The organism is Aquimarina addita, from assembly GCF_039539305.1.
GTDB lineage: Bacteria > Bacteroidota > Bacteroidia > Flavobacteriales > Flavobacteriaceae > Aquimarina > Aquimarina addita.
The window spans coordinates 126332-151012 of record NZ_BAABCW010000003.1; the positions used below are offsets into that span (position 1 = coordinate 126332).

Genomic DNA, 24681 nt, shown 5'->3' on the forward strand with positions numbered 1-24681 from the left:
ATTTAATAAATAATAGAATTTCAAACCCGCTGTGCATTTAGACAATATTAATTTTCAAATTATTGATGTTTCTATTGAATTCAAACCTGTTGATGTATTGAATAACTGTCATTGCAGTGATCTTAGATAAGATTCGATTTTTAAACCCTTCAAAAGATTTAGCATAATTTCTTCGAATCATAAATTGATCACAAAGTTGAGAAAATAATGTCTCAATACGTTTTCTGGATTTCTTGAAAATATAAGGTTGTTATTTATAATTCTTTTGATTAACCCTCATAGGAGTTTCAAGTCTAATATTATGATGTTCAAATAGGTTTAGTTGATATTGTGCTAATTAATACCCTCTATCACCAAGTAGTACACAATCCTTTAATTGATGTTTTTCATCCTTCAAATAGTTAATATCGTGTACAGAAGCAGAGCTAATATCCATACTCTCTGTAACACCTTGAACAGAACAAACAGCGTGAAGTTTATAACCATATTAATAGCTTGATTGACTGGCACAATAACCTTTTTCAGGTAAATTATAGTCTTGATCTTTGCATATTTTACTTCTGGAGCTTCTTGATAATTTACAAACTTCTACAGGCATACTGTCAATACTATAACAGCGCAGAAACCGATTCAACCTCAATACCAATTCTTTGCGAAGCGATTCTCTAAAAGGGAATAATTTGCGCTTTCTTCTATTGTAAACACTACGCTCTATTTTATCAGATAAATCAGCAGGTAAAATTCGAAATAGCTGACATTCACTGTCAATACTCATATATTCTGAGGCTAAATCAATAGCAATAAGTTCTTTATCTCTTAGTTTAGGTTTACGTATTTGATGTAAATAATCCATTTCTGAACCTAATTCTTTTAAAACCTTGAGTATTTTATCGTAATTTGCTTGAAAGTTGTGCATATAAATTATAGTGTGGTAACTACAATTTACTGCCTTTTAGCAGTTTGCACAACTTTTTCTAAATGCACAACGGGTTATACATAATAAAATTTTATAACATTAAGATTGATGTTAAGTCTCTTAATGATTCTATAAATCTCCTTAATATATACATAAAAAGGTAGTATACTACTCGTACTATTTTTATTTTATACTTAATAGGATAAATAATATTACTAAAATTGTTTCAAATTTACCTATGAGCCTAATCCATTTTTTTACTAAAGTAAGAAAACTAAATAATTTCTTTATTATTACATTCCAATTGAGTATCCTTTGAAAGGAAAGAATAAAGTGACTAAAAAGCTTTTCTTGTGTCAAAAAATAGACTGACAAATTATTATTTTGGAATACTATACTATTGTTCAAAATTAAGTTAATTTTACGGTCTTTAATATCTCTGAATTTATTCTTGTTCTGGAATACTTTTATACTGAATCACACATATCAATTACATTTTTTAATTTTTAAACTCTTAATAATGAAATTAGTAGTATTATCTGCAAATCCGAAATTATATTCTACAAAAAGACTGGTAGAAGCCGGCAAAAAGAAAGGTCACGAAATGTTGGTCATTGATCATACCAAATGCAATTTGGTTATAGAAAAGAAGAAACCAGGTATTATTTATAAGGGTGAGGAGATTATAGGTGTTCACGGAGTGATTCCAAGAATTGGAGCGTCAGTTACTTTTTTTGGGACTGCTGTGGTGCGGCAATTTGAGATGATGAAGGTTTTTACAGCTACAGAATCGCAAGCATTAGTAAGATCAAGAGATAAATTAAGAAGCCTACAGATACTATCCAGAGCTGGTTTGGGATTACCTAAAACTGTTTTCAGTAATTATTCCAGAGATGTTGGTAGTATTATAGATAAAGTAGGAGGAGCACCACTAGTAATTAAGCTCCTGGAAGGAACACAAGGTATTGGAGTTGTTTTGGCCGATAATGCTAATTCGGCAGAGTCTATTCTTGAAGCCTTTAACGGTTTACAAGCCCGTGTGATTGTACAAGAATTTATAAAAGAGGCTAAAGGTGCGGATCTCAGAGTATTTATTGTAGATGGTGTTGTTGTTGGTGCTATGAAAAGGCAAGGTAAAGAAGGCGAGTTCAGATCAAATCTACATCGAGGTGGTTCTGCTGATATTATAGAATTAACGGATGAAGAAGAGAATGCGGCATTAAAAGCGGCAAAAGTAATGGGACTCGGTATTGCAGGAGTTGATATGCTGCAGTCAGAACGTGGTCCCCTGATATTAGAGGTGAATTCATCTCCGGGACTAGAGGGAATTGAAGCGGCTACTGGAAAAGATATTGCCAATCAAATTATACGATACATAGAAAGAAATGCTGAATAATGAAATAAAAATATTAGGGCATGCTATTTCCAACGGAAAAGGCGTTCAAGTGAATCTGGATATTGCCAAATTACATACCCGCACCAAAATTGAAGTTCCTATCATTGTCGAAAGAGCTAAGAAAGATGGTCCAACATTACTAATCACAGGAGGTATTCATGGGAACGAGGTTAACGGAATAGAAATAGTACGCCAATTAGTCGCCAAGGGCTTTAATAAGCCCGAACGAGGAATGGTTATTTGCATTCCGGTAGTAAATGTTTTCGGCTTCTTAAACCAAACTAGAAAATTCCCGGATGGAAGAGATCTGAATCGAGTTTTTCCGGGAAGTGTTCGTGGCTCTTTGGCAAGCAGATTTGCCTATCACATTATTAAAGAAATAGCACCGTTAGCAGAGTATTGTATAGATTACCATACTGGTGGAGATAGTCGTTTCAATGCTCCGCAAATACGGGTCAGTCAAGGGGATAATGAAAGCATGAAGCTGGCAGAAATTTTCGGAGCGCCTTTTATATTACAATCCAAAAATAAGGAGAAATCTTTTAGAGAAACCTTACGGAAATTAGGAAAAAAAGTATTGCTTTTTGAAGGAGGAAAAACCTTGTTTCTGGATGATGATATTACAAAAGCAGGAGTTGCTGGAGCACTTAGAGTCATGCAACATCTCGGAATGAGAGATTTTCCCAAAGAACTAGAAAAGAACGAGAGCCCATTTATAAAACCTACTTTAATTTCTAACTCTATATGGATACGAGCAAAATACTCTGGGATGTTTCATTCCCAAATAAAACTGGGAAGCTATATACATAAAGGAACTATCATAGGCAGTATTTCTGACCCTTTTGGAGACTTTGAGAAATATATAAAAGCTTCATATTCAGGATATATAATATGTATTAATCAATCTCCAATTGTGAATCAGGGAGATGCCATCATTCATATTTCGTTTGAGAAAAATTAAATCGGTATGCTTTATTACTTTTTTTAAAAAAATAGTGGTGACTTATACTAATTTTGGTGTCTTATTTATTACAATTAAATACTCTTTGGGTTATGAAGACAAAATTCACCGTTGAACTTTTAAAGTTCAAAACTATTGAAGTGTTACCAAATGCTTGGGATAGCAATAAATATAAGGACTTGCTGATCGCAATGGATTATGATGAGGTATCTGATATATCAAATGAAGAATTAGAAGATATGTGCCTAATGGCATTATCGGATCTTGATCCTGAGGAAGCTGCAGCCATTGTCTTAACATATGTTTTTAATGATAGATTAACAATAGGTCAAATTGAAAATCTTGCTCACGAAATGCAGGATGAAAAAATGTGGGAAGAATATGCGGATGTTACCATGCATGAGGACTTTTTTAATGCCCATCAGTTGTTATACAATGCGTATAACGGAAAATTCCCTCATCCGGAAGCGTTACAATTTAGTGTGAAAACATCAACTACTGATAGGGATAATTTTTCAATTTTCAAAAATAATACAGAGGCATCCTTAATTCGTATCTTAACTAAAGGAATGCCTGATAACACCCTGATTAAAAGATTGTATTCCAATCAATTAAAAGGAGGTGAGTTTAAAGAAGCCAAAGATATTTTATGGCAGGTTGCAAAGGAAACTCAGAAAAATACGCTTGTTTTCGAAATAATTACATCCACTTATTGGTTTCGTGATTTTAAACACGTTTCAAATTTTGATGTAGAGCTAATTGTTGATATGATCCCTCTTTAATGAATAAAATTAAATATCTCAAAAAGAATAAAAAGAGAACAGATAACTACTATAAGAGTTCTCAAGATGGTTCTATCGATACCATTAAAAGTACAGGTACCGATATTATGTTAAATACAAATGAACGATACAGTTGGATGAGAAATTTTATTGAGACTAATAAAATAGTAATTTCATTCATCATCATTACGTTGATTCTTCTATTTACGGCCCTATTATGAAGATAATAAAACATTATGGTAACATTAAATAAAAAAAATTTGAATAAGACTTCTGTGTTTAAGCCTTACTCGGGAGCAATTACTACAAATAAGGTTAAAAAGAGATTAAAAACAGGGTTATTATTACACCCTACAGGAAATGATATGGATGATGTGCTTTATAAAACGAATGTTTTTTACCTTAATTTGATGATTTTTATTAAAAGATATTGGGATATTATTTCCTACTTGTTGGTACTTATGTTTACTCTTTTTCTAATAATATGGTTATTTGGTAATCTATAAAAAGAATCATCTGTTGAAAACGATAATAACATAATAATTTTATCTGCATATAGCGGTGAAACCGAGAGCACATCCTTTCGGTTTTTATATGTCATTTTTTTTCTTTTAAAAGCAATCTAAAATATTAATAAATTATATTTATCAAAATTTTTCTATGCTATTAATTTCTGTAATAGATCCCATAATTAGTATGGTTTCGGTAATAGCCATTTTTATAATTATGCTGAGTTTAGTTTTAAGAAAATTAAACCAAACCTATATCATAGGGTATATTTTGGTGGGTATTGTTTTGGGACAGAATGGACTCAAAATAATAGAAGATACAGAATCGATACATCTTTTTGGAGAGTTAGGAGTCATTCTATTATTGTTTTTTATAGGAATGGAAATTAATTTAGTCGACTTTATGAAGCAATGGAAAATTGCGCTTTTAGGAACACTTACTCAATTACTTGTCAGTGTCCTAATAGTTTTTGTGATTGGACATTTTTTTGATTGGACATTTGCTCGATCTATAGTAATAGGGTTCGTGATTGCATTAAGTAGTTCTGCTGTTGTTATTAAATTATTACAAGATAAAAACCTAATTAACACCGAAGTTGGAAAAAATGTATTAAGCATATTACTAACGTAAGATGTTATCTTTGTTCCGATGCTTATTTTTATAGCGCAACTTGGGGGCAAAATACAGACCCCTTCTGAGATTTTGATGATGACATTTGGGGCGATTGTAACAATTTTGGTTCTCTTATATGTTTATTTTAAAGGAACTATATCTTTTCCTCTAGCCAAACGAATTGTAAGAGATCATGAACTTCAGGTTTTTATTGCAATTTTTTTATGTTTCGCCGGAGCGTTATTCACTTCCTTTTTCGGACTCTCCACTGCACTGGGAGCTTTTACGGGAGGTATTATCATAAATGCCGCGAGAGAAGCACACTGGATTCACGATACGTTACAATCCTTTAGGGTCTTATTTGTATCCTTTTTCTTTATAGGTATCGGGTTACAGATGGATTTATTGTTTATCTATGAGAATTTATGGGTAATTTCTTTAACTATTCTCACGGTATATCTAACGAATTAGTTTATCAATTCTTTAATTCTAAAAGCATTTTCGTGTACCTGGAAAGAGGCATTATTAGGGGGAGCACTTTTATCTCAGATTGGAGAATTGAGCTTTTTGATTAGCTTTGCGGCATTAAGCTTAGATATCATTAACGATTTTGTCTATAAATTTACAATTAGCTTAATTTCTTTAACATTAATTATAAGTCCTTTTTGGATAGTACTAATAGAAAAAGTTATCAATCCTGGGATTAGTAAAAATCAAGAGGAGTTTACTAAAAAATAGAGCTTCATATCTTTTTTATTATTATTATTTTTGATATTACTTTTTTATTACATTTGATATATTGATGATGTGTTCTATTAAAAGAACACATTGCCTACATACATGAATTTTTTTTTCAGATTCGGGCTTAGGAGGATAAAGAAGTCTACTCCAAAAGCTACCTCATGGATGGGGAACCGAATTCTCAGGCTGACTTCTGAAATTAATGTACGTATACTGTTGTTAGGACAAAATATCATTGTCTCTACTACTTCTGCTATTAGACGTATTTGAAACAATCAATAACTATCCCGTATATATATACATTCTAATTATTTTTAAATTTTTCAAATACACTAATAATGAAGACAAAATACTTTGATCTCATAGATCAGACTTTTGATTTTCCACAGGAAGAGTTCACATTAAAAAACAATCAATTACACTTCCATGGAATTGATTTAACAGCACTTATAGAAGAATATGGAACCCCACTTAAATTCACATACCTTCCTAAAATATCTGAAAATATCAACAGAGCAAAAGGTTGGTTTGCAGATGCAATAAAAGAACATAACTACAAAGGTAACTATAACTATTGTTATTGTACAAAGAGTTCTCATTTTAAGCATGTACTTGATGAAGCTCTTAAAAATGATATTCATATAGAAACCTCTTCCGCTTTTGATATAAATATTGTTGAAAACTTGAAGATGCAGGGAAAAATTACTAATGATACATTTATTATTAGTAATGGTTTTAAGCGTGATCAATATATTCAGAACATTGCTAGGCTAATCAATAGTGGACATAATAACTGCATCCCAATTATTGATAATTACGAAGAACTGAACCTATTAAGCGAGGTAATAAATAAAGATTTTCAAGTAGGTATCCGCATTGCTTCTGAAGAAGAACCAAAGTTTGAGTTTTATACTTCTCGACTAGGAATAGGTTATAAAAATATTATCCCTTTTTATAACAAAGAAATCAAAGATAATCCACAAGTAACATTAAAAATGTTACATTTTTTTATTAATACCGGCATTCGTGATACAGCATATTATTGGAACGAATTGTTAAAGTGCATGAAAGTGTATGTAAAACTTAAAAAAGTATGTAATAGCTTAGATAGCTTAAACATTGGAGGCGGTTTTCCAATAAAAAACTCACTTGCTTTCGATTATGATTATGCCTATATGGTAAATGAAATTATTGGTCAAATTAAGCAAACTTGTGATGAAGCGGATGTTGATGTGCCAAATATTTTTACTGAATTTGGGAGCTTTACAGTAGGTGAAAGTGGCGGTGCTATTTACGAAGTGTTATATCAAAAACAACAAAACGATCGTGAAAAATGGAATATGATTAATTCATCATTCATTACTACCATGCCTGACACTTGGGCAATTAATAAACGATTCGTAATGTTGGCGATAAATGGTTGGCAAAAAGAATACGAACGTGTTTTACTTGGTGGTCTTACCTGCGATAGTGATGACTATTATAACAGTGAACAACATATGAATGGTATTTACCTTCCAAAATACACCAAAGAAAAGCCATTATATATTGGTTTTTTTAATACTGGAGCATATCAGGAGACTATAGGCGGATTTGGAGGATTACAACACTGTCTTATCCCTACACCAAAACATATTTTAATTGATCGTGACGAAAATGGAAATGTAATTACTTCTGTTTTTGCAGAACAGCAAACATCTGAACAACTACTTTCTATTCTGGGTTATGATTATGGAATTAATACTGCTTCAGAGAGAGCGAAAATGATACCTAATGAAGTAGCTGAAGCGATAAAAGAATCTTACTAAATCTAATCAATAACAAAATATTAATAATGAATATTCTTGAAACATACGCTGGCATCGACCAAAAATATGCTAGCCTAGAAGTATCAAAAATTGTTCTTATCCCTGTTCCCTATGATGGAACTAGTACGCGGGGTAAAGGAGCTGATAAGGGGCCAGAAGCATTTTTGCAGGCTTCCAAAAACATGGAACTATTTGACATAGAAACAGATAGTGAAGTATACAAACAGGGGATTTATCTTACTGAAGCTGTGACAGACAGTGCCTCTCCAGAAACTATGGTGGAGACAGTCCATGATATTGTCAAATCTAGTATAAAGCGTAACAAGTTTGTAACTCTTTTCGGGGGAGAACATTCTATTTCTATAGGAGCTATACGCGCTTTTAATGAATGTTTCATGGATTTAACGGTGGTGCAAATAGATGCGCACGCCGATCTAAGGAAAGAATATGGAGGTTCTAAGTACAATCACGCTTGTGTATTGTATGAAGCTAATCAAAACACCAATCTTATTCAGGTTGGGATTAGAAGTATGGATGCTTCAGAAAGATTAGTAATGAATAAAGAAAAAGTATTCTTTGCTCACGAAATGGTAATTGATAATTATTGGATGGACAATGCGATCGAATTAATGACTGATACTGTATATATCACCTTTGATCTGGATGCATTAGACCCCTCTATCCTCCCCTCTACAGGAACACCAGAGCCCGGAGGATTATTGTGGTATGAAACATTAGAGTTCCTTAAAAAAATATTTGAAAAAAAAAAATGTAGTGGGATTTGATATTGTAGAATTATGCCCAAATAAAGTTGATAGATCTTCTGATTTTGCTGCAGCTAAACTGTATTACAAAATGCTAAGCTACAAGTTCAGAAAACAAGATGTAGGTGATGATAATGAAAATCTATATACCAATGAGGAAAGTAACAAACCTAACCACTTAAAATTTGACGACCATGAATACGAAGGATAAAGGAGTTATATCAAGCTTTATAGAAAAGTACTATTTGCATTTTAATGCGGCAACAGTTGTTGATGCGGCTAAGGAATATGAATCAAAGATAAACTCTGGATCAAAAATGTTGGTATCATTAGCAGGCGCAATGAGTACTGCAGAAATTGGTAAAATTTTTGCAGAAATAATCCGTCAGAGTAAGGTACACATTATCTCATGTACTGGCGCTAACTTAGAAGAAGATATAATGAACCTTGTAGCTCATAGTCATTATAAACGAGTACCCAATTACCGCGATCTTACTCCACAACAAGAGTGGGATTTACTAGAAAAAGGATTAAATAGAGTAACAGATACATGCATACCAGAAGAAGAAGCGTTTAGAAGATTACAGCAACATATTTTTAAGATCTGGAAAGATGCCGAAGATGCTGGCGAACGTTATTTTCCACACGAGTTTATGTACAAAATGCTATTGTCCGGAGTGTTAGAACAGTACTATGAAATAGATAGTAAAGACAGTTGGATGTATGCTGCAGCAAAAGCTAATCTGCCAATGGTTGTCCCAGGATGGGAAGACAGTACCATGGGTAATATATTTGCCAGTTATGTTTTGAAAGGGGAATTAAAAGCCAGTACTATGAAATCTGGTATTGAATATATGACCTTTTTAGCAGATTGGTATACAGATAATTCTAAAAGCGGTATCGGGTTCTTCCAGATTGGTGGCGGTATTGCTGGGGATTTTCCAATATGTGTAGTACCCATGCTTTATCAGGATATGGAACGCACGAATACCCCTTTCTGGAATTATTTTTGTCAAATTAGTGACTCAACAACAAGTTATGGGTCATATAGTGGGGCGATACCTAATGAAAAAATTACTTGGGGGAAATTGGATATTGATACTCCAAAATTTATTATCGAGTCTGATGCCACAATTGTTGCACCATTAATATTTGCTTATTTATTAAATATGTAAGAATATGAAAACATCAAAAAACAATAATTTGAAAAGGGTTATTGTAGACTTCAAGAAGCTTACAAACACTATTATGGATTTATTGGTTGCAAAATATCCTGATGGATATAATGAAGATGATATTATAGTGTTTAGAAATGCGCAAAATGAAGTCGTAGAATGTGTTGAGGTAAAAACAGATGACACTTTCTATCTGGTAAAAATAAGTAAGCGTTTAGTTGCAGCGATGGAAGATTATGATGAAGATAGTAATGGAGATGATGGGAACGAAATACCAGAAGAATCTGATTTAGTATAATTAAAACAATCTTAATTCTTTTAATTATACTAAGTTCATTTATAGCAACTAAAACTGACTAGGATGTAGTACTATTTAAGCTTCTGTTGATGCTGACCATGATGGAATTTATTTCGTTACTGATAACAAAGAAAAAAGTAATAAGTTCGATCATATTGCGGATGAAACAACATAATAATACAACTTATTAGAAGTTAATTATATATAAAATATTTGTTGTGACTAATAGAATCGAAACAGATGTTAATGAATCTGATGAAGAATATGAATTTTTTATTATTATAGCTATACCACTTTTTAGAATAATAAATCTTTACTAAAATTAAAGTAACGTTATGAAAAAAGCACAATTTCACTTAGCACTTCCTTGTGAAGATATACAAAAAACCAAAGATTTTTATGTGTATATATTAGGAGCTAAACAAGGAAGAAATACAGAAGCGTGGATTGATATTAATCTATATGGTAATCAACTTACATTCACTCAGGCGGGTGCATTTAGTTTTGATTTTAAGAATTATCGCTTAAATGGCCAGTTGCTACCCTCATTTCACTATGGTGTAATTGTAGATGTAGAGACCTGGGGAAAATTATATGCGAGGTTATTCTCTATGGATCTGGAAGTAACAACAGAAACAACCTATTTTCCCGATAAAACCGGAGAACATCTTTCTTTTTTTGTTAAAGATCCAGACTGATATATGGTCGAGTTCAAAAGCTTTAAGAATATAAATGAAGTTTTTGAAAACGATGATGACAATAATTAAGAAGCTAACTATAAATAATATAAATTTTTAAATGTAATACCTTTTTGCTTTACAGAGTATAGAAAAACATTTTAGAGAATCAATATATGAATATACAGGATATAGAAAATATAGAATTAAAATTTTTAGACCTTACTGATTACCAAGAGCTCAAAGAAGCAATGATACAAGCATATACAACGATGCCTAATGCCTATTGGAAAGAAGATCAGATTGAATCTTTAATAAAGAAATTTCCTGATGGTCAGATTGTTATTAAAGTAAACGGGCAGATTGCTGGTTGCGCACTCTCATTAATTCTGGATTATAATCAGTTTGATAATAGTCATACGTATAGAGAAATTACGGGAAATTACTCATTTTCAACCCACACCAGTGATGGTGATGTGTTATATGGCATTGATGTTTTTATTAAACCAGAATTTCGTGGTTTACGGTTAGGAAGACGTTTATATGATTATAGGAAAGAACTTTGCGAAAAATTAAATCTAAGAAGTATAGCCTTTGGTGGAAGAATTCCCGAATATCATAAATTTTCAGATACTTTGAGCCCAAAAGAATATATAGACAAGGTTAAACGAAAAGAGATCAATGACTCTGTATTAAATTTTCAGATTTCTAACGATTTTCATCCTGCAAAAATTTTAAAAGGATATCTGGAAGGAGATAAAGCCTCAAATGAATTTGCGGTCTTGATGGAGTGGGATAATATTTACTATGAAAAACCGAGTAAAAAAGCAGCTACTAAGAAAAAAATTATCCGCCTGGGGTTAATACAATGGCAAATGCGTCCTTATAAAAACTTAGAGGAACTACTACAACAAGCAGAATATTTTATTGATGCAGTTGCAGGGTATCGTTCAGACTTTGCATTATTTCCAGAGTTTTTTAATGCTCCATTAATGGCAGATGATAATCATTTGTCCGAACCAGATGCTATACGAAAGTTAGCAAAACATACAGAAGCTATAATTCAGAAATTTTCTGAGTTTTCTATCTCCTATAACATTAATATTATTTCTGGTAGTATGCCAGAAATTAAAGATGGTAGACTTTATAATGTAGGGTATTTATGTAAACGAGATGGTACAATCGAACGATATGAAAAACTTCATGTAACACCAGATGAAGCAAAAGTTTGGGGTATGCAGGGAGGTAATGAATTAAAAGCATTTGATACAGATTGTGGAAAAATAGGAATCTTAATCTGTTATGATTCAGAATTTCCTGAATTAAGTAGACTGCTGGCAAATGAAGGAATGGATATTTTATTTATACCATTTCTTACTGATACACAAAATGGATACTCCAGAGTACGTAACTGTTCACAAGCGAGAGCAATAGAAAATGAATGTTATGTAGCTATTGCGGGTAGTGTAGGCAATTTACCAAATGTGCATAACATGGATATCCAATTCGCCCAATCGATGGTGTTTACTCCTTGTGACTTTTCATTTCCGTCCAATGGAATCAAAGCTGAAGCTACACCTAATACAGAAATGATTTTGATCGCAGATGTAGATATCGATTTATTGAGAGAGTTAAATCAATTTGGAGCGGTTAAAAATCTTAAAGACAGAAGGACTGATCTTTTTGAACTAAAAATGAAAGTAAAATAAGATGATACACCCAAATACCGAAATAAAATATATAAACCAAGAGATTGGTTATGGTGTAGTCGCTAAAGAATTGATTCCAAAGGGAACTATCACCTGGGTTCTAGACGAATTTGACCGTGAATTTACACCAAGCCAGTATTATGATTTAAAACCAATTTATAAGAACATATTAGAAACTTATGCTTACAAGAATAACTTGGGTAATCTTGTACTATGTTGGGATAATGCTAGGTTTGTAAATCACAGTTTTAATGCAAATTGCCTTACGACGGCTTATAATTTTGAATTAGCAATACGGGATATATTACCAGGAGAACAATTAACAGATGATTATGGGTATCTTAATATAGATAAACCTTTTAGAGGAATAGACGAAGGAACTAGGAGAAAGATTGTATATCCGGATGATTTGCTTAAATATCATAAATCCTGGGATAAAAAATTACAAAAAGCTTTTAAATATATATCAAAAGTAAATCAACCCTTACTAAGTATGTTAGATGAAGAAAGATGGCAATTAGCAGTAAAGATTAGTAAAGAAGAAAAAACAATGGAATCAATCTTATTAAATTATTATCAAAAAGAAAAATAGATCAATGAAATAAATACTGTTTTTTCACATCAATTAATAGTAAAGTTCAAAAGTAAAAAAACATAATGGTAAATCATGATTTATTAGATTTTAAGGATATATTTTAAATACTGGGTTTACAACATAAATTTATGTATATAAAAACGGGGAGTATTAATTTATTTGGTGTATTCTTTAAAATTCTTGAGCAATTTAGATAAAAAGGACTTTTAAAACTTTGTAAGTTTAATCACTAAAAACAACACAGATGAAGGGTATTATTGTTAATCAGAATGTTGAATATGGAGTATTTAAGAAATACTACGATGGTTATTTTCAATTTTTAATGGATACTGGAGATATGTTAGTTTTTGAAGAACTTTCACCATCAGCCAGTAAAGGAATTGATCTTAAATCTAACCAATTTCACAATAAGAGTTTTGAAATTACTTATTCAGAATATAGTGAAAATGAGGATGAAAATTTTGTATCGTACAAGATTGAAAAATTAGAACTGATATAAAAGATTTTTACGAATTATGTGTCAAAAGTTTAGAATACTAGAAAACAGTATTTCTTTAAGTATATATATAATGAACCACTATGGACTTGAAGTCCATAGTTTCAAGCTCGTGACTTAAAGTCACCCAATGGTCATTTCTCTAAAATGAAGTTACTTAAATCCCCATCTTCAGGCTTTCTATGATGTTCCAAGTATTCATTAATCATCTTTTCTGTAATATTACCACTGCTCCAACAACCATAGCCAATAGCCCAAAAATGACGACCCCAGTACTTTTGCTTAGGATTGGGAAACTCTTGCTGTAATTTCCTAGAACTTCTTCCTTTCAATTTTTTAACAAGATAACTTAGACTCAAACTTGGACGATATTCGATATGCATATGAATAGGACCTTTAGATACAACTCCTTTTAATATCAATACATCTTCTGATTCGCATATTTGAATTAGTAATGAACGACAGCGAATTTGAATATCTCCTTGAAGAACTGAATACCTATACTTAGTACTCCAAACCAAATGAGCTGTCAATCTCGAAACTGTATGTCCATTTCTCCTTTGATCTCCCATAAACCAAAGATAATGGTTTTTAGAAGCTAAAGCGAAATGCACTAAAGTGCATAGTTTTAACTATTTTTAAGACCAATAAAATTTATTTTACCCGTAATAATTATAATGGAAATTTAGAAAGGGATGAGGAAGGTGTTAATCATTTGAAATTATATAGCGCTATTCTAAAAAAAGAGGAAAGAGGAAAAGAAGTATGGACAGATATTAAAGAATTACCATTTAACAGTGAAGATTATTCTGTGGGGCATCCAGCAGTAAGCCCAGATGGAAAGCAACTGTATTTTGTATCCGATATGCCTGGATCTATAGGTGCCACAGATATATTTGTAGTTGATATATTGGATAATGATGAATATTCCCAACCCAGAAATCTTGGAAACCAAATTAATACTTATGGTAGAGAAATGTTTCCTTATATAACTAAAGAAAAATTATATTTTGCATCAGACGGACATTTGGGTCTTGGAGGATTAGATGTCTTTGAATCTTACTATAGGGTTAATAATTATTTTGAAATTCCAGTAAATTTAGGTTCTCCACTTAATAGTAAATTAGATGATTTCGGTTTTATAGTAAAAGAAGATAAAAATACTGGATTTGTTTGTTCCAATAGGAAACAAGGAAAAGGTGATGATGATATTTATTCATTTGAAAGAATTCCTATAGAAAAATGTTCTCAAAACGTCTTTGGTCATGTTTCCAATAATAAAACTGGCGAACGAATTACAGATGTTAAAGTACTTTTATTTACTAGCTCTGGAGAGCAAATACAAGAAACTACTACAGATATAAATGGAGACTATAATTTTATTACTCCGTTTGATTGTGCAGAAAAATATAAAATCGTTGCTAAAAAACAAGGTTACAGTTCAAATGACAAAGAATTTAAAACGGCAAGACAAACAGGTAAAACAGAGGTACCGTTAGGGCTTGATACTGTAAGTGAACTAATTGTTGAAGAAAATGGATTACTAAAAATTAAAATAGGGATTATATATTTTGATCTAGATAAATCTTCGGTCAGAAATGATGCTTCCGTAGAACTTAATAAAATTGTCTTATTAATGTTACAGTATCCTAACATGGTTATTAAAATTGAATCTCACACGGATTCAAGATCGCCAGAAGATTATAATCTTGCACTTTCGGATCGAAGAGCCAAATCAACTAAAGCATATATTGTTTCACAAGGAATTGTATCAGATCGAATAGAAAGTGCTATAGGTTATGGCGAAACACAATTGATCAATACATGCAGTAATAATGTCCCTTGTTCAGAATCGAATCATCAACTTAACAGAAGATCAGAATTTATTATTACTAAGATGTAACTATACCCTTTTTTTCAATTAATTACTTTAACCAAAAAAAAATTGAATCTCTGGATGGTATGATTTAAAAACACTAAATCAATTAGTAGCAAGTACTATTAAAAAAATAAAAACTACCACTCTTATTATTTCTCTTTGAGATCTTATTAACAGATAGTGTCATCAAATGAGTTACAGAAACAAATCACTGTAACTCATTTGATTTGTATATAATTTGTGTTCAAAGAATACATTAACACTAGATAAGATATCATCAAGAAGAATCAATTAAGATCATATTCGGAGTTTTCTATGAAAACCAGCAGAGGTTTTATAGAGCTCAGTAAGAAAAATATCAGAAACCTTTTGCGGTAAGTTTTCAGTGATTTACAAGGAAATTGAACTATTTATAATCCAAATCAATAGGATTTAATCAAACTTAGCAAAAAAAGTAAACATCGCATACCTCTGGTGGTCATTATCCTTTCATTCTCCACTAGAAAACCAATATTTTGCCCCAATCATTTACTTATTTGATACATAACACCATCCTAACTGAACATAAAAAAAGAGATTGTTAATCATATCACTATTTATAAAATTAAATTCACCTATTTCATTTCCTTGAATAGTAACATTAAATGCAGCTATTTAACAGCTATTCCACCATCTAAAAAAAATCTTTATTTGACTTATTAATAAGAATAGCATTTGGATATACAACACTACTGGATACGCTATTAAATTTCCCTAAACGAAAGTTAACAGCTGGTTTTACATAAGTGAAAATATTACCCAAAGAAATATCCATAGAACCATAAATATCAAAAAAATTATTTTGATATAATGACGTCCAATAGACCCCGTGTAAGTTCACTCCTGATTAATAATTATTTTGAAGCTTCTTAGTCATCTAAAACTTTATCGCCTGTTCCCCTACCCTAATTTGATTGATAAATATCATAGTTTACTAATCTACTCTCCATTACTTTTAGATTTCAAAACCTGTGATTATGAAAAATATTTTATTACCTACGGATTTTTCTAAAAACTCCAGAAATGCTATCTCCTATGCTATGGAGCTTTTTAAAAATGAACTTTGTACTTTTTATGTATTGAATGTACAAAAAGCAACTGGCTATACCACAGATGATTTAATTGTTTCTCCAGCCAACAGATCTATTCATCAAACAGTTACCAGTCAATCTAAAGAAAAACTAAAAATGGTAATTGAAGCGCTTGAAAAAGAAACAATTGGTGAAAATTACAGCTTTCACCCTCTTACAGATTACGATGTGTTTACTGATGCGATTAAACAAACTGTTACTTCTAAAAATATTGACCTCATCGTTATGGGTACTAATGGAGCTACTGGAGCAAAAGAAGTAATTTTTGGCAGTAACACTGTTAATGTAATTCGTTATGTAGAGTGTCCCATACTTGTAATTCCTCAAGAATATGTATTTGCAACTCCTAAAAAAATCCTGTATACACTGGATGACAATGATCATTTTAGTACAGAAGGCATCATACCCTTGACTGATTTATTAATAAAATTTAAAGCATCTCTAAAAATTCTTAAGATCAAAGAAGATGATACAATTACCGTATCAGAATTTGATGATAAAAAACAGATGAATCATTTTTTTAAAGATGTCAATCATACATTCCATATGATTACAAACGTTCCTATTACACTCGCAATAGATAGTTTTGTCCAGATCATGGGTGTGGATTTGAATGCTTTATATGTACATAAAGAAACCTTTTTGGATCGATTTTTTCAAAGATCAGATACTTCTAAGCTCAGTTATGGAACCAGAGTTCCTCTATTAATACTTAGAAAATAAAATTATACTCAACGCATCCACTCAGTGATGATTTATATAATTTTTTTTACACTTTATTTTCTGATTGCATTGCTCATTATCTTTCAATTAATACTCTATGGAGCAAGACCTACTAAGACACTGGCATGGTTACTTGCTATTTTTACAATTCCTATTGGTGGTATATTACTATATATAATATTAGGGAGAAACCGTCGAAAACAGAAGTTATATGGTCGTGAAAAATTCGAAGAAATCACTGAATACCTGAAGAAAATTGAAAACCAACATACTCCCGTAACTTCCATAGAATATAACGAACACAATAAACTGATTCATATGATTACAAAAAATTGTGGTTCTGCTCCAAGCACAGAAAATAATGTTACTTTATTAAAAAATGGCTATGCTACCTTCATTGCTATATTTAATGCATTACAAGCGGCAAAGCATTTCATCCATTTAGAATATTATATTTTTGAAGAAGGAAAATTAGCCGATGAATTGCTGGAGTTATTTAAACACAAAGTAAAAGATGGTGTGATGATACGCATTCTCTATGATGGTATAGGCAGTAGATCATTAAGTAGAACTTATATTAAAAAACTTAAAAAAATAGGTGTAGAAATTTACAGCTTTTTGCCTATCCGTTTTGGACAATTTTTATCCTCAGTCAATTATCGTAATCATCGTAAAATTATTGTTATCGATAATAAGATCGCATTCACCGGTGGAATCAATGTTTCTGATAAATATGTAATTGGAGACCCCACTCTGGGAATATGGCATGACATGCATTTACAGATAGAAGGTCCGGCAGTATATAGTCTACAGGCTATTTTTTTAAAGACTGGTATTTAACCAGTGCTAAAGAGAATATATTAGATGCACTCTTTCTTACCACGCCTCATATCAAAGGTGCCATGACTGTACAAACGGTTCATAGTGGTCCCGATGAAGACTTTTCTGCTACCAAACAACTTTATTTTTCCCTGATCAATGAAGCCCAAGAATATGTATATATTGCTAACCCATATATTATACCCGGAGAAAGTATTATTGAAGCATTACAAGTATCAGCATTAAGCGGAGTAGATGTCAGGTTATTACTTTCTGATCAATCAGACAATAATATTGTTACTTGGTGTGTACGATCTTATTTTGAAACCCTATTGCAAGCCGGAGTTAAAATATATTTAATTTCAGATGGTTTTTTACATAGTAAAATAATTGTGGCAGATGATACCGTTTCTACCGTAGGCACAACGAATCTTGATATTCGTAGTTTTGAACAGAATTATGAAGTGAATATGGTAATCTATGATGATGCTTTTGCAATAGCACTGAAGAATAACCTACTTCATGATTTTAATAGAGGTAATCTATTAGATTATCACACATTTATCAATAGACCGTGGTGGCATAAAATTAAAGAGGGATTGGCTAAAATATGGAGTCCGGTTTTGTAACCTTCTAAAAGGTAGTTTTTTTAATGTGCTGTTGATTCAGTTCATAGGGGGATGATTTTCCTAAATTCCAATTTTGGAAAGTATTAAATGTCGTTCTGGCAATATTAGTAAGTGCTTCTTGGGTAGCAAAAGCCTGGTGTGGCGTGATAAGGGTATTAGGTAGATTTATAAGTTTTATTAGCAATTCATCCACCCGTTTATTTTTAGACTGATCATAAAAAAACAGTCCATTCTCATATTCGTAGACATCTGTAGCATATGCTCCTATTCTTTTTCTTTCTAATGCTGTAATAATATCTTCTGTTTTGACTATAGCACCTCTCGCAATATTAACAACAATCACCTCTTTTTTCATAAAATTTATAGCAGTGGCATTTATGAGATGATGTGTTTGAGTATTTAATGGCGCTGCAATTACAATAATATCACTCTCTGCATATAGCTTTTCTAAACTAACATATTGTGCATTATATTTCTCTGATAAAAAACGATCTTCTTTTATATCATTAACAAGGATTGCACAACCAAAACCGTACATAATTTTCACAATTAACTTTCCGATTTTTCCGGTTCCTATGACGCCTACTTTCTTTTTAAATAAATCAAATCCAATAAGATCATCCAATAAAAAATTATAGTTATGAACCTGACTGTTTGCTTTGATTATTTTTCTGTTTACTGTCTGAATCAATGTTACGGCATGCTCTGCAATGGCATTAGGAGAATAATCCGGAGCATTTGCTACTTTGAATCCCAGTTTTTCAGCCGTTCTGAGATGTATGTTATCGTAACCAGTAGATCTCAATACGATATACCGAACTCCAAAATCCCATAGAAGCTCTAACACTTTTGAGGATCCCTCATCAGCAGAAAATATGCAAATAGCATTAAATCCAATAGCCATCATAGCAGTTTTTGCGGTTAGTCTATCTGTACAATATTTTACCGCATACCTATCACTATTCGCTTTTTCTAAAAAAGGGATTTCAAAATCCTTAGCACTATAAATCAATATCTTCATCTTGCTTTTCTTCTATAATTAATAATTGTTGTTCTCTAAGTCCCCAGATCAATACTTTTACATAGTCTCCTACTGCTTTTGCAACATTATCAGGTTCTGTAATTTCTATAGATCCTTTCCATATCAATTCACGATCTTTTTCTGAACAAATACAATAAAGCGAAGTCTCTGCAAGATATACTGTATAGTTTTCATAATAATTATCCTCATAATAGATACGTTGATTTTTATAGTAGTCCTCTCTAAAACTACCAAAAGTTTTATCCATATTTTTGTATGCCTGCACCACAGAAACTCGATCTTCTTCTCCTACAATTTTAGAAATCAGGATAGCATCAAAACCAGCTGCAATGAGCTTGCTCTCCATAGCTAGTAATTCTTTTCCACTTTTAGGAGAAGTAGTAAATGAATTATCAAAAAAATCAAGACTTTTGATCGCTAATACTCCATTTTTTTGTAATGATGTAGTTAATTTTTTCTCAAAAATGTTTCTCCCTTTAACATCAGAAGTAATCCCAACAACTAAGACTTTTTGTGCTTCAAAAGTATCTATTTCGGGATTTTTCCAATTCTCTACTAATTCGCTTGAAGAACAGCTTAATATTAGAGGGATCATGATATAAGTATAAAGAATTTTCATGTTTTTGTTAATATTTGATTCAGTTTTTTAATCACCATTTCTGTATAATACGGTATTTTTTCTATAATGGATTCTCCAGAAATGACATCAATATCCTGTAAAGCTTTATTACTACTCCCTACAGTTGATAAAATAATGAGTTTATCAACCTTATCAGGATGATCAGTAATAAAAGTCACTATATTTTTTGGAGGATGTATATACTCCCAGGAGTTTATAATAACGATAGCATCCCAGGTATCAATTTTAGTTGTAAATAATGTATAAGCATCAATAACTTTAAAATAAATGGTATCCTGCTGCTCATAATGCCTTAGAATTCCTTTAACCAAAGAATCTTTAAACCTGCTTCCTTGAGAAGCTATTAAAACTTTTGTGTCAGCATCAGAATCATGTAAATGAAGAGGAATTACTGTATCCATATTGTATGTATATTGATACCAAGCCCAGAAACTGGCAAAAATAATGATCAATAGTACTAGTAAACCTTTAAACAATTTCATAGAATTGCTTTAAGTTAAAAGTCGTTTTTTTTTGCTTTGTTTCATACTATTTCTAATCATATCAAAAATATCACGCTTTACTTTTTTAAACTCATTAAAATATAGATTTACCTCTATCAGCAGCGCGCTGTGCATATTCTTATATTCTTTTTCTTCTTTAGGTTGATCCACCCCGTCTATCAAAATATTTAGCTCATTTTGATGCCTAATAATTTTTTTAATCAATGGTTCTAATTCCTGCTGCTTTTTAGACAACCGATTTATAATTTCACTACTTTTTTCAAAATTTTGATTGGTGATTAACGGTAATGTATAATCTTTGATCAACTCATCAAGAAAGTGTTGTTCATCTTTACTAAATTTGAGTTCAGAAATCCATTGAAGACAAGCTTCATGTAATTCTTCGGAGCTTCTCCATGCTATATATTTAGTATTTGGTGTTATTGGTTTCATCTATTTATATATTATTAATAATCGCATTTAACATTACCCGGCCTGAATAGCCTAGACAGATTTATAAGCTTAAGTCTGGGGTATTTTTTTAATATTACTAGTGTAAAAGGCAGAAAAAATAAACCCCCAAAATTTTCTGCCTTTTAATGGTGACCCAGATTATAGGTTAGAAAATCCAGGATTACGCTATTTCAATCACTTTTTTAGGTGGAATTTTTGCTTCTTCTTTTTTGGTTAGGTTTAAAGAAAGAATTCCATCTTTATAAATAGCTTTCACCTTTTTAGTCTGATCCACAGTTTTTGGCAATTGCATTTTTCTATCAAAAGAACTATAGTTGAACTCCCTACGCGTATACGCATCAGTATCTTTTGCATCTTCTTCACTGTGCTCTGCACAGATATGCAATACATCATTTTCCATAGAAACTTCGATATCCTTTTTTGAAAAACCAGGCACAGCCAATTCTATTTCAAAGTCTTCTTTATTTTCCTTCACATTCATTGCTGGTAAAAACCTATCTCTTACATAAAAATCATCCGCAAAAAAATTATCAGTATACAACCAATTAGCAATTCTATCATTGAACCATGGAAATCCGTTTTTGTTAAATTTAATTAATGACATAATACTATAATTTTAAGGTTATTAATACTTAAAAATACAGTACTCTTTTACAGGGAAAAATGATAATTATCAGTTATTGAGGATTTTAATAACAGGTTTTGTATTATTAAAGAAATGATCAAAAAAAATATCGTTTGCTTGTATGAAGTAAAATCATGTAACGCAAATTTTATGATACAGATTAGTGTGGTTTTTCAGAATTAAATGGATAAAAATTGTCCTTGTGAATTCATTTAGGCAACTATCAATCTTTTTTTGAGGCATATCAGTTTTTAAAATTAAACTGTTATACATTAAAACTATTTCTTATTTTTCTTCAACACACCTCCGGCATACTTAAACACATTATTTTTTAGATTACTAAATTCAACTTGAAAATCAGCAAATTTTTGTGTCATTTTTTTATATTGCTGATAAAAAAAAGTATCGCACGAAACTGTATCACATTCTAGAATGCCCCCCATATCGTTTTCATGTTTTATTAAATCCATTCGTAAAGAATATATTTGATTTTTGACATTAGTAATATCGTTCTTATATTCATGTAATCGTTCGAAAAGATTAGGAGTAGTGGGTTCAAAAACATAAGAGCTTATTAATCGTTCTATAAACTGCAATTCTTTTTCTATAAAATCAATATGAGATTTCCAAGTAAGGTTATCAAAATGAATTTCTTCTATTTTTTTTTCTGAAATATCTAACGTCATTTTCATTTCTTTGAAGGTTTAAATTTATATAAAGATGCAGCCATTCTAAACTAATCCTTAATTAAGGCTAATAAAATGACAATCATAAGGTTTTAAAAAACCTAGAAAGATCTTACCCATCAAAGTATTCTCCTCAGATTAGAAAATAATCTATACTTTTTTGAAAAGACGTCTTCATTTCTCTAGCTTAGTATTAATTCGTTTTTAGTTTCTCAGATCATGTAAAGCTAATACTGGCACTTTAGAATAGTATCCCAGATTTTTAACCATAGGTCGTGAAAATATACTTCCAAAAAAACTATGCTTTTTATTGATAAAAGTTATTAAATCGCTTCCTCTGCTTTCTACAAAACTACTTAGTCCCGATTTTACGTCTACATCATGCAGGGTATGAAAGGAATATTCTAAACCATCAAAATATTCTTCGAGAAGTTTTTTATTTTCTTTCTGTTCCCGATCCAGCTCATCTCCTTTAGACATATACAGAATACATACTGTAGCATTACTTATTCGGGCTAATTCAATTACGTATTGAAGTTCTCTACGCTTGATGTTCATTCTGTAATCTGTAGGAAAAACAATTTCTTTAGGCTCCTTATAGGATACTCCTTCCGGAATTGCCATTACAGGACAATTTCTGGATTTTTCCATTACCAATATGGTATTCGTTCCATAGATAACATCACTGGAGTTTGTGGTTCCTTTAGTCCCCATAATCACCATTTCTATATCTACTCTTTCAATAGTATTTTTTATTGCTTCTAATAATCCACTAAAACTAGAAATTGTATGAAACCTATGATTTTCGTTTTCCTCTAACAATGATACTTGTGTCATTATCTTTGCCAACCCTTTTTCAGAAGCTTCTCTGGCTATTTCATAAAATTTCTCTCCAGGCTCCGGAACCATCATACTTTCTAATGCATATCCTGTAGCATGAAACGCATGTAGTATATAAAAATCACATGATTCATTTTTATATAACTTGGTCGCATAGGTTAGCGCATTCCAAGCATTTTTGGAAAAATCTGTGGGTACTAATATCTTTTTTTTCATTACTCAGGCTTTTAACGTTTACACAATGTAGGATTGCAACTTATAAAAAACTATGACTATTATCAGCTAGCATCAGGAATCACCAGAAAAGGAATTGCTGCTTGAAATCCAATTTTTTTAATAATTGGTTCATGGGTTATCATTTCTATAAAACTATGCTTATAATTAATCATTACGAGTAAATCAATATCATAGTGACCGATGAAATCCTGGATCAACTTAGTTTTTGAATCCATTTTTGATATCCAATGTATGGTATGCTTAAGACCTTTAAGATACCTGGACAGTATTGTATAATTATATTCTTGTATCTCATCTAGCTTTTCTTTCTCATTAATATGAAAAATACGAATAGCAGTATCAAGGTTAGTAGCAAAATCGACCAATGGTTTTATTTCTTTTTCAAGATAAAAACGTTTTAAATCTGTTGAAAACCCAATTTCTGAAGGCTTTCTATATACATATTGATCTGGTATTAGTAATATGGGACATTCGTGTATCTCCTGAATAACCTGGACTGTATTGCTTCCCATAAAAAAAGCCGCAGCTCCCGTAGCTCCTTTAGTTCCCATTACGACTACATCTATTTCCTTTTTTCTGATTGTTTTTCTAATACTATCCAGTAAGTTTTTAGAAATTGATATCGTTTCAAAAGAATGTTTCAGTTCTTCTGTATCTCTAACAATAGCATGCAACGTTTCTGCAAGTTTTTCTTCAGAAGATCCCTTTAGTTTTTTATACAATCGATTTCCTTTATCAGTATCTATTCTACTGGTCAACACGGGGGTATTTACCTCATATGTATGTAGAATATAGAATTGACATGCTTCTTCTCCAAAAAGGCATGTGGCATAGAATAAAGCACTATATGCATTATTAGAAAAATCTGTAGGAACTAGTATTCGTTTCATTATTTTCTTTTTTAAGGATGATCCCTTAAAACTATAATGAATACCGAACCGGTACAATGATATTTCTCATATTTAAAAACAAATAAGCCTCTCTATCTTCATATCATTCTTGATTAGTAAAAAATATAGTTTCTACTTATATGAC

The 24681-nt window shown here is 31.4% G+C and carries 24 protein-coding genes and 3 pseudogenes; 17 read left to right on the plus strand and 10 right to left on the minus strand.

All coding sequences use genetic code 11. The features are described 5' to 3' along the window. Window positions 1-37 precede the first annotated feature (37 nt). Window positions 38-916 (minus strand): annotated as a pseudogene (locus ABD816_RS05375) (IS982 family transposase). Window positions 917-1436: 520 nt separating this feature from the next. On the opposite strand from ABD816_RS05375, the gene rimK reads away from it, so the two are divergent. The 13 genes and pseudogenes from rimK to ABD816_RS05440 all read left to right on the plus strand — a co-directional run bounded on the left by rimK (window position 1437) and on the right by ABD816_RS05440 (window position 13443). Further along, window positions 1437-2312, plus strand: coding sequence for a 30S ribosomal protein S6--L-glutamate ligase (rimK, locus tag ABD816_RS05380; RefSeq protein WP_344925391.1), 876 nt, complete (start codon window positions 1437-1439; stop codon window positions 2310-2312). Beyond that, entirely contained in the window at window positions 2302-3273 is a 972-nt protein-coding gene (locus ABD816_RS05385; protein WP_344925393.1) for a succinylglutamate desuccinylase/aspartoacylase family protein, read from the plus strand. The genes rimK and ABD816_RS05385 overlap by 11 nt, the downstream gene beginning before the upstream one ends. 92 nt (window positions 3274-3365) lie before the next feature. Beyond that, entirely contained in the window at window positions 3366-4055 is a 690-nt protein-coding gene (locus ABD816_RS05390; RefSeq protein ID WP_344925395.1) for a hypothetical protein, read from the plus strand. 260 nt (window positions 4056-4315) lie between these two features. Beyond that, on the plus strand, window positions 4316-4561 hold the full coding sequence (locus ABD816_RS05395) for a hypothetical protein (protein WP_344925397.1): 246 nt from the start codon (window positions 4316-4318) through the stop codon (window positions 4559-4561). 220 nt (window positions 4562-4781) lie between these two features. Beyond that, window positions 4782-5648, plus strand: a pseudogene (locus ABD816_RS05400) (cation:proton antiporter domain-containing protein). A 608-nt stretch (window positions 5649-6256) separates the two neighbouring features. Continuing rightward, window positions 6257-7726 carry an arginine decarboxylase gene (locus ABD816_RS05405; RefSeq protein ID WP_344925399.1) on the plus strand — a complete coding sequence of 490 codons (1470 nt, stop codon included), beginning with the start codon at window positions 6257-6259 and terminating at the stop codon, window positions 7724-7726. 26 nt (window positions 7727-7752) lie between these two features. Then, window positions 7753-8701, plus strand: a pseudogene (gene speB / locus ABD816_RS05410) (agmatinase). Beyond that, window positions 8685-9665 (plus strand): deoxyhypusine synthase family protein, encoded by a 981-nt coding sequence (locus ABD816_RS05415; RefSeq protein WP_344925401.1) that lies wholly within the window; start codon window positions 8685-8687, stop codon window positions 9663-9665. Before speB ends, ABD816_RS05415 begins: the two are co-directional and overlap by 17 nt. 4 nt (window positions 9666-9669) lie before the next feature. After that, window positions 9670-9963 carry a hypothetical protein gene (locus tag ABD816_RS05420; RefSeq protein WP_344925403.1) on the plus strand — a complete coding sequence of 98 codons (294 nt, stop codon included), beginning with the start codon at window positions 9670-9672 and terminating at the stop codon, window positions 9961-9963. A 335-nt stretch (window positions 9964-10298) separates the two neighbouring features. Beyond that, window positions 10299-10661, plus strand: coding sequence for a VOC family protein (locus ABD816_RS05425; protein ID WP_344925404.1), 363 nt, complete (start codon window positions 10299-10301; stop codon window positions 10659-10661). A gap of 155 nt (window positions 10662-10816) precedes the next feature. Beyond that, window positions 10817-12349 carry a carbon-nitrogen hydrolase family protein gene (locus tag ABD816_RS05430; RefSeq protein WP_344925406.1) on the plus strand — a complete coding sequence of 511 codons (1533 nt, stop codon included), beginning with the start codon at window positions 10817-10819 and terminating at the stop codon, window positions 12347-12349. A 1-nt stretch (window position 12350) separates the two neighbouring features. After that, window positions 12351-12941, plus strand: a complete 591-nt coding sequence (locus ABD816_RS05435; RefSeq protein WP_344925409.1) for an SET domain-containing protein — start codon at window positions 12351-12353, stop codon at window positions 12939-12941. A gap of 247 nt (window positions 12942-13188) precedes the next feature. Continuing rightward, window positions 13189-13443 (plus strand): hypothetical protein, encoded by a 255-nt coding sequence (locus ABD816_RS05440; protein ID WP_344925412.1) that lies wholly within the window; start codon window positions 13189-13191, stop codon window positions 13441-13443. A 131-nt stretch (window positions 13444-13574) separates the two neighbouring features. On the opposite strand, the gene tnpA is transcribed toward ABD816_RS05440, so the two are convergent. Beyond that, a complete protein-coding gene (gene tnpA, locus ABD816_RS05445; RefSeq protein ID WP_344925785.1) occupies window positions 13575-14012 on the minus strand; it encodes an IS200/IS605 family transposase in 438 nt (145 codons plus the stop codon). A 143-nt stretch (window positions 14013-14155) separates the two neighbouring features. On the opposite strand from tnpA, the gene ABD816_RS05450 reads away from it, so the two are divergent. From ABD816_RS05450 to ABD816_RS05465, 4 genes are all read left to right on the plus strand, one after another. Next, complete coding sequence (locus ABD816_RS05450; protein ID WP_344925414.1) at window positions 14156-15343, plus strand: OmpA family protein; 1188 nt, start codon at window positions 14156-14158, stop codon at window positions 15341-15343. Window positions 15344-16335: 992 nt separating this feature from the next. Continuing rightward, complete coding sequence (locus ABD816_RS05455) at window positions 16336-17172, plus strand: universal stress protein (protein WP_344925416.1); 837 nt, start codon at window positions 16336-16338, stop codon at window positions 17170-17172. Between the two features lie 27 nt (window positions 17173-17199). Then, window positions 17200-18012, plus strand: coding sequence for a phospholipase D-like domain-containing protein (locus ABD816_RS05460; RefSeq protein WP_344925417.1), 813 nt, complete (start codon window positions 17200-17202; stop codon window positions 18010-18012). 62 nt (window positions 18013-18074) lie between these two features. Continuing rightward, window positions 18075-18620 carry a phospholipase D-like domain-containing protein gene (locus ABD816_RS05465; protein WP_344925419.1) on the plus strand — a complete coding sequence of 182 codons (546 nt, stop codon included), beginning with the start codon at window positions 18075-18077 and terminating at the stop codon, window positions 18618-18620. A gap of 4 nt (window positions 18621-18624) precedes the next feature. Here ABD816_RS05465 and ABD816_RS05470 read toward each other — a convergent pair whose 3' ends face one another. From ABD816_RS05470 to ABD816_RS05505, 8 genes are all read right to left on the minus strand, one after another. Then, window positions 18625-19641, minus strand: coding sequence for a 2-hydroxyacid dehydrogenase (locus ABD816_RS05470; protein ID WP_344925420.1), 1017 nt, complete (start codon window positions 19639-19641; stop codon window positions 18625-18627). After that, entirely contained in the window at window positions 19622-20281 is a 660-nt protein-coding gene (locus ABD816_RS05475) for a hypothetical protein (RefSeq protein WP_344925421.1), read from the minus strand. The genes ABD816_RS05470 and ABD816_RS05475 overlap by 20 nt, the downstream gene beginning before the upstream one ends. Beyond that, on the minus strand, window positions 20278-20784 hold the full coding sequence (locus ABD816_RS05480) for a hypothetical protein (RefSeq protein WP_344925423.1): 507 nt from the start codon (window positions 20782-20784) through the stop codon (window positions 20278-20280). The genes ABD816_RS05475 and ABD816_RS05480 overlap by 4 nt, the downstream gene beginning before the upstream one ends. A 9-nt stretch (window positions 20785-20793) precedes the next feature. After that, window positions 20794-21237, minus strand: coding sequence for a hypothetical protein (locus ABD816_RS05485; protein ID WP_344925425.1), 444 nt, complete (start codon window positions 21235-21237; stop codon window positions 20794-20796). A gap of 181 nt (window positions 21238-21418) precedes the next feature. Beyond that, complete coding sequence (locus ABD816_RS05490) at window positions 21419-21862, minus strand: Hsp20/alpha crystallin family protein (RefSeq protein WP_344925426.1); 444 nt, start codon at window positions 21860-21862, stop codon at window positions 21419-21421. Window positions 21863-22161: 299 nt separating this feature from the next. Then, a complete protein-coding gene (locus ABD816_RS05495; RefSeq protein ID WP_344925429.1) occupies window positions 22162-22575 on the minus strand; it encodes a hypothetical protein in 414 nt (137 codons plus the stop codon). A gap of 198 nt (window positions 22576-22773) precedes the next feature. Continuing rightward, window positions 22774-23625, minus strand: coding sequence for a universal stress protein (locus ABD816_RS05500; protein ID WP_344925431.1), 852 nt, complete (start codon window positions 23623-23625; stop codon window positions 22774-22776). 62 nt (window positions 23626-23687) lie between these two features. After that, a complete protein-coding gene (locus ABD816_RS05505) occupies window positions 23688-24536 on the minus strand; it encodes a universal stress protein (RefSeq protein WP_344925433.1) in 849 nt (282 codons plus the stop codon). Between the last annotated feature and the right edge of the window lie 145 nt (window positions 24537-24681).

Bases quoted from the DNA above. Each gene is read 5' to 3' on its own strand.
- ABD816_RS05390 (WP_344925395.1), top strand. From the start codon at position 3,366: ATGAAGACAAAATTCACCGTTGAACTTTTAAAGTTCAAAACTATTGAA.
- ABD816_RS05505 (WP_344925433.1), bottom strand. From the start codon at position 24,536: ATGAAACGAATACTAGTTCCTACAGATTTTTCTAATAATGCATATAGT.
- ABD816_RS05475 (WP_344925421.1), bottom strand. From the start codon at position 20,281: ATGAAAATTCTTTATACTTATATCATGATCCCTCTAATATTAAGCTGT.
- rimK (WP_344925391.1), top strand. From the start codon at position 1,437: ATGAAATTAGTAGTATTATCTGCAAATCCGAAATTATATTCTACAAAA.
- ABD816_RS05425 (WP_344925404.1), top strand. From the start codon at position 10,299: ATGAAAAAAGCACAATTTCACTTAGCACTTCCTTGTGAAGATATACAA.
- ABD816_RS05385 (WP_344925393.1), top strand. From the start codon at position 2,302: ATGCTGAATAATGAAATAAAAATATTAGGGCATGCTATTTCCAACGGA.
- ABD816_RS05455 (WP_344925416.1), top strand. From the start codon at position 16,336: ATGAAAAATATTTTATTACCTACGGATTTTTCTAAAAACTCCAGAAAT.
- ABD816_RS05480 (WP_344925423.1), bottom strand. From the start codon at position 20,784: ATGAAATTGTTTAAAGGTTTACTAGTACTATTGATCATTATTTTTGCC.
- ABD816_RS05420 (WP_344925403.1), top strand. From the start codon at position 9,670: ATGAAAACATCAAAAAACAATAATTTGAAAAGGGTTATTGTAGACTTC.
- ABD816_RS05435 (WP_344925409.1), top strand. From the start codon at position 12,351: ATGATACACCCAAATACCGAAATAAAATATATAAACCAAGAGATTGGT.
- ABD816_RS05405 (WP_344925399.1), top strand. From the start codon at position 6,257: ATGAAGACAAAATACTTTGATCTCATAGATCAGACTTTTGATTTTCCA.
- ABD816_RS05460 (WP_344925417.1), top strand. From the start codon at position 17,200: ATGATTTATATAATTTTTTTTACACTTTATTTTCTGATTGCATTGCTC.
- ABD816_RS05440 (WP_344925412.1), top strand. From the start codon at position 13,189: ATGAAGGGTATTATTGTTAATCAGAATGTTGAATATGGAGTATTTAAG.
- ABD816_RS05470 (WP_344925420.1), bottom strand. From the start codon at position 19,641: ATGAAGATATTGATTTATAGTGCTAAGGATTTTGAAATCCCTTTTTTA.
- ABD816_RS05485 (WP_344925425.1), bottom strand. From the start codon at position 21,237: ATGAAACCAATAACACCAAATACTAAATATATAGCATGGAGAAGCTCC.
- ABD816_RS05430 (WP_344925406.1), top strand. From the start codon at position 10,817: ATGAATATACAGGATATAGAAAATATAGAATTAAAATTTTTAGACCTT.
- ABD816_RS05500 (WP_344925431.1), bottom strand. From the start codon at position 23,625: ATGAAAAAAAAGATATTAGTACCCACAGATTTTTCCAAAAATGCTTGG.
- ABD816_RS05465 (WP_344925419.1), top strand. From the start codon at position 18,075: ATGACTGTACAAACGGTTCATAGTGGTCCCGATGAAGACTTTTCTGCT.
- ABD816_RS05490 (WP_344925426.1), bottom strand. From the start codon at position 21,862: ATGTCATTAATTAAATTTAACAAAAACGGATTTCCATGGTTCAATGAT.
- ABD816_RS05495 (WP_344925429.1), bottom strand. From the start codon at position 22,575: ATGAAAATGACGTTAGATATTTCAGAAAAAAAAATAGAAGAAATTCAT.
- ABD816_RS05415 (WP_344925401.1), top strand. From the start codon at position 8,685: ATGAATACGAAGGATAAAGGAGTTATATCAAGCTTTATAGAAAAGTAC.
- tnpA (WP_344925785.1), bottom strand. From the start codon at position 14,012: ATGGGAGATCAAAGGAGAAATGGACATACAGTTTCGAGATTGACAGCT.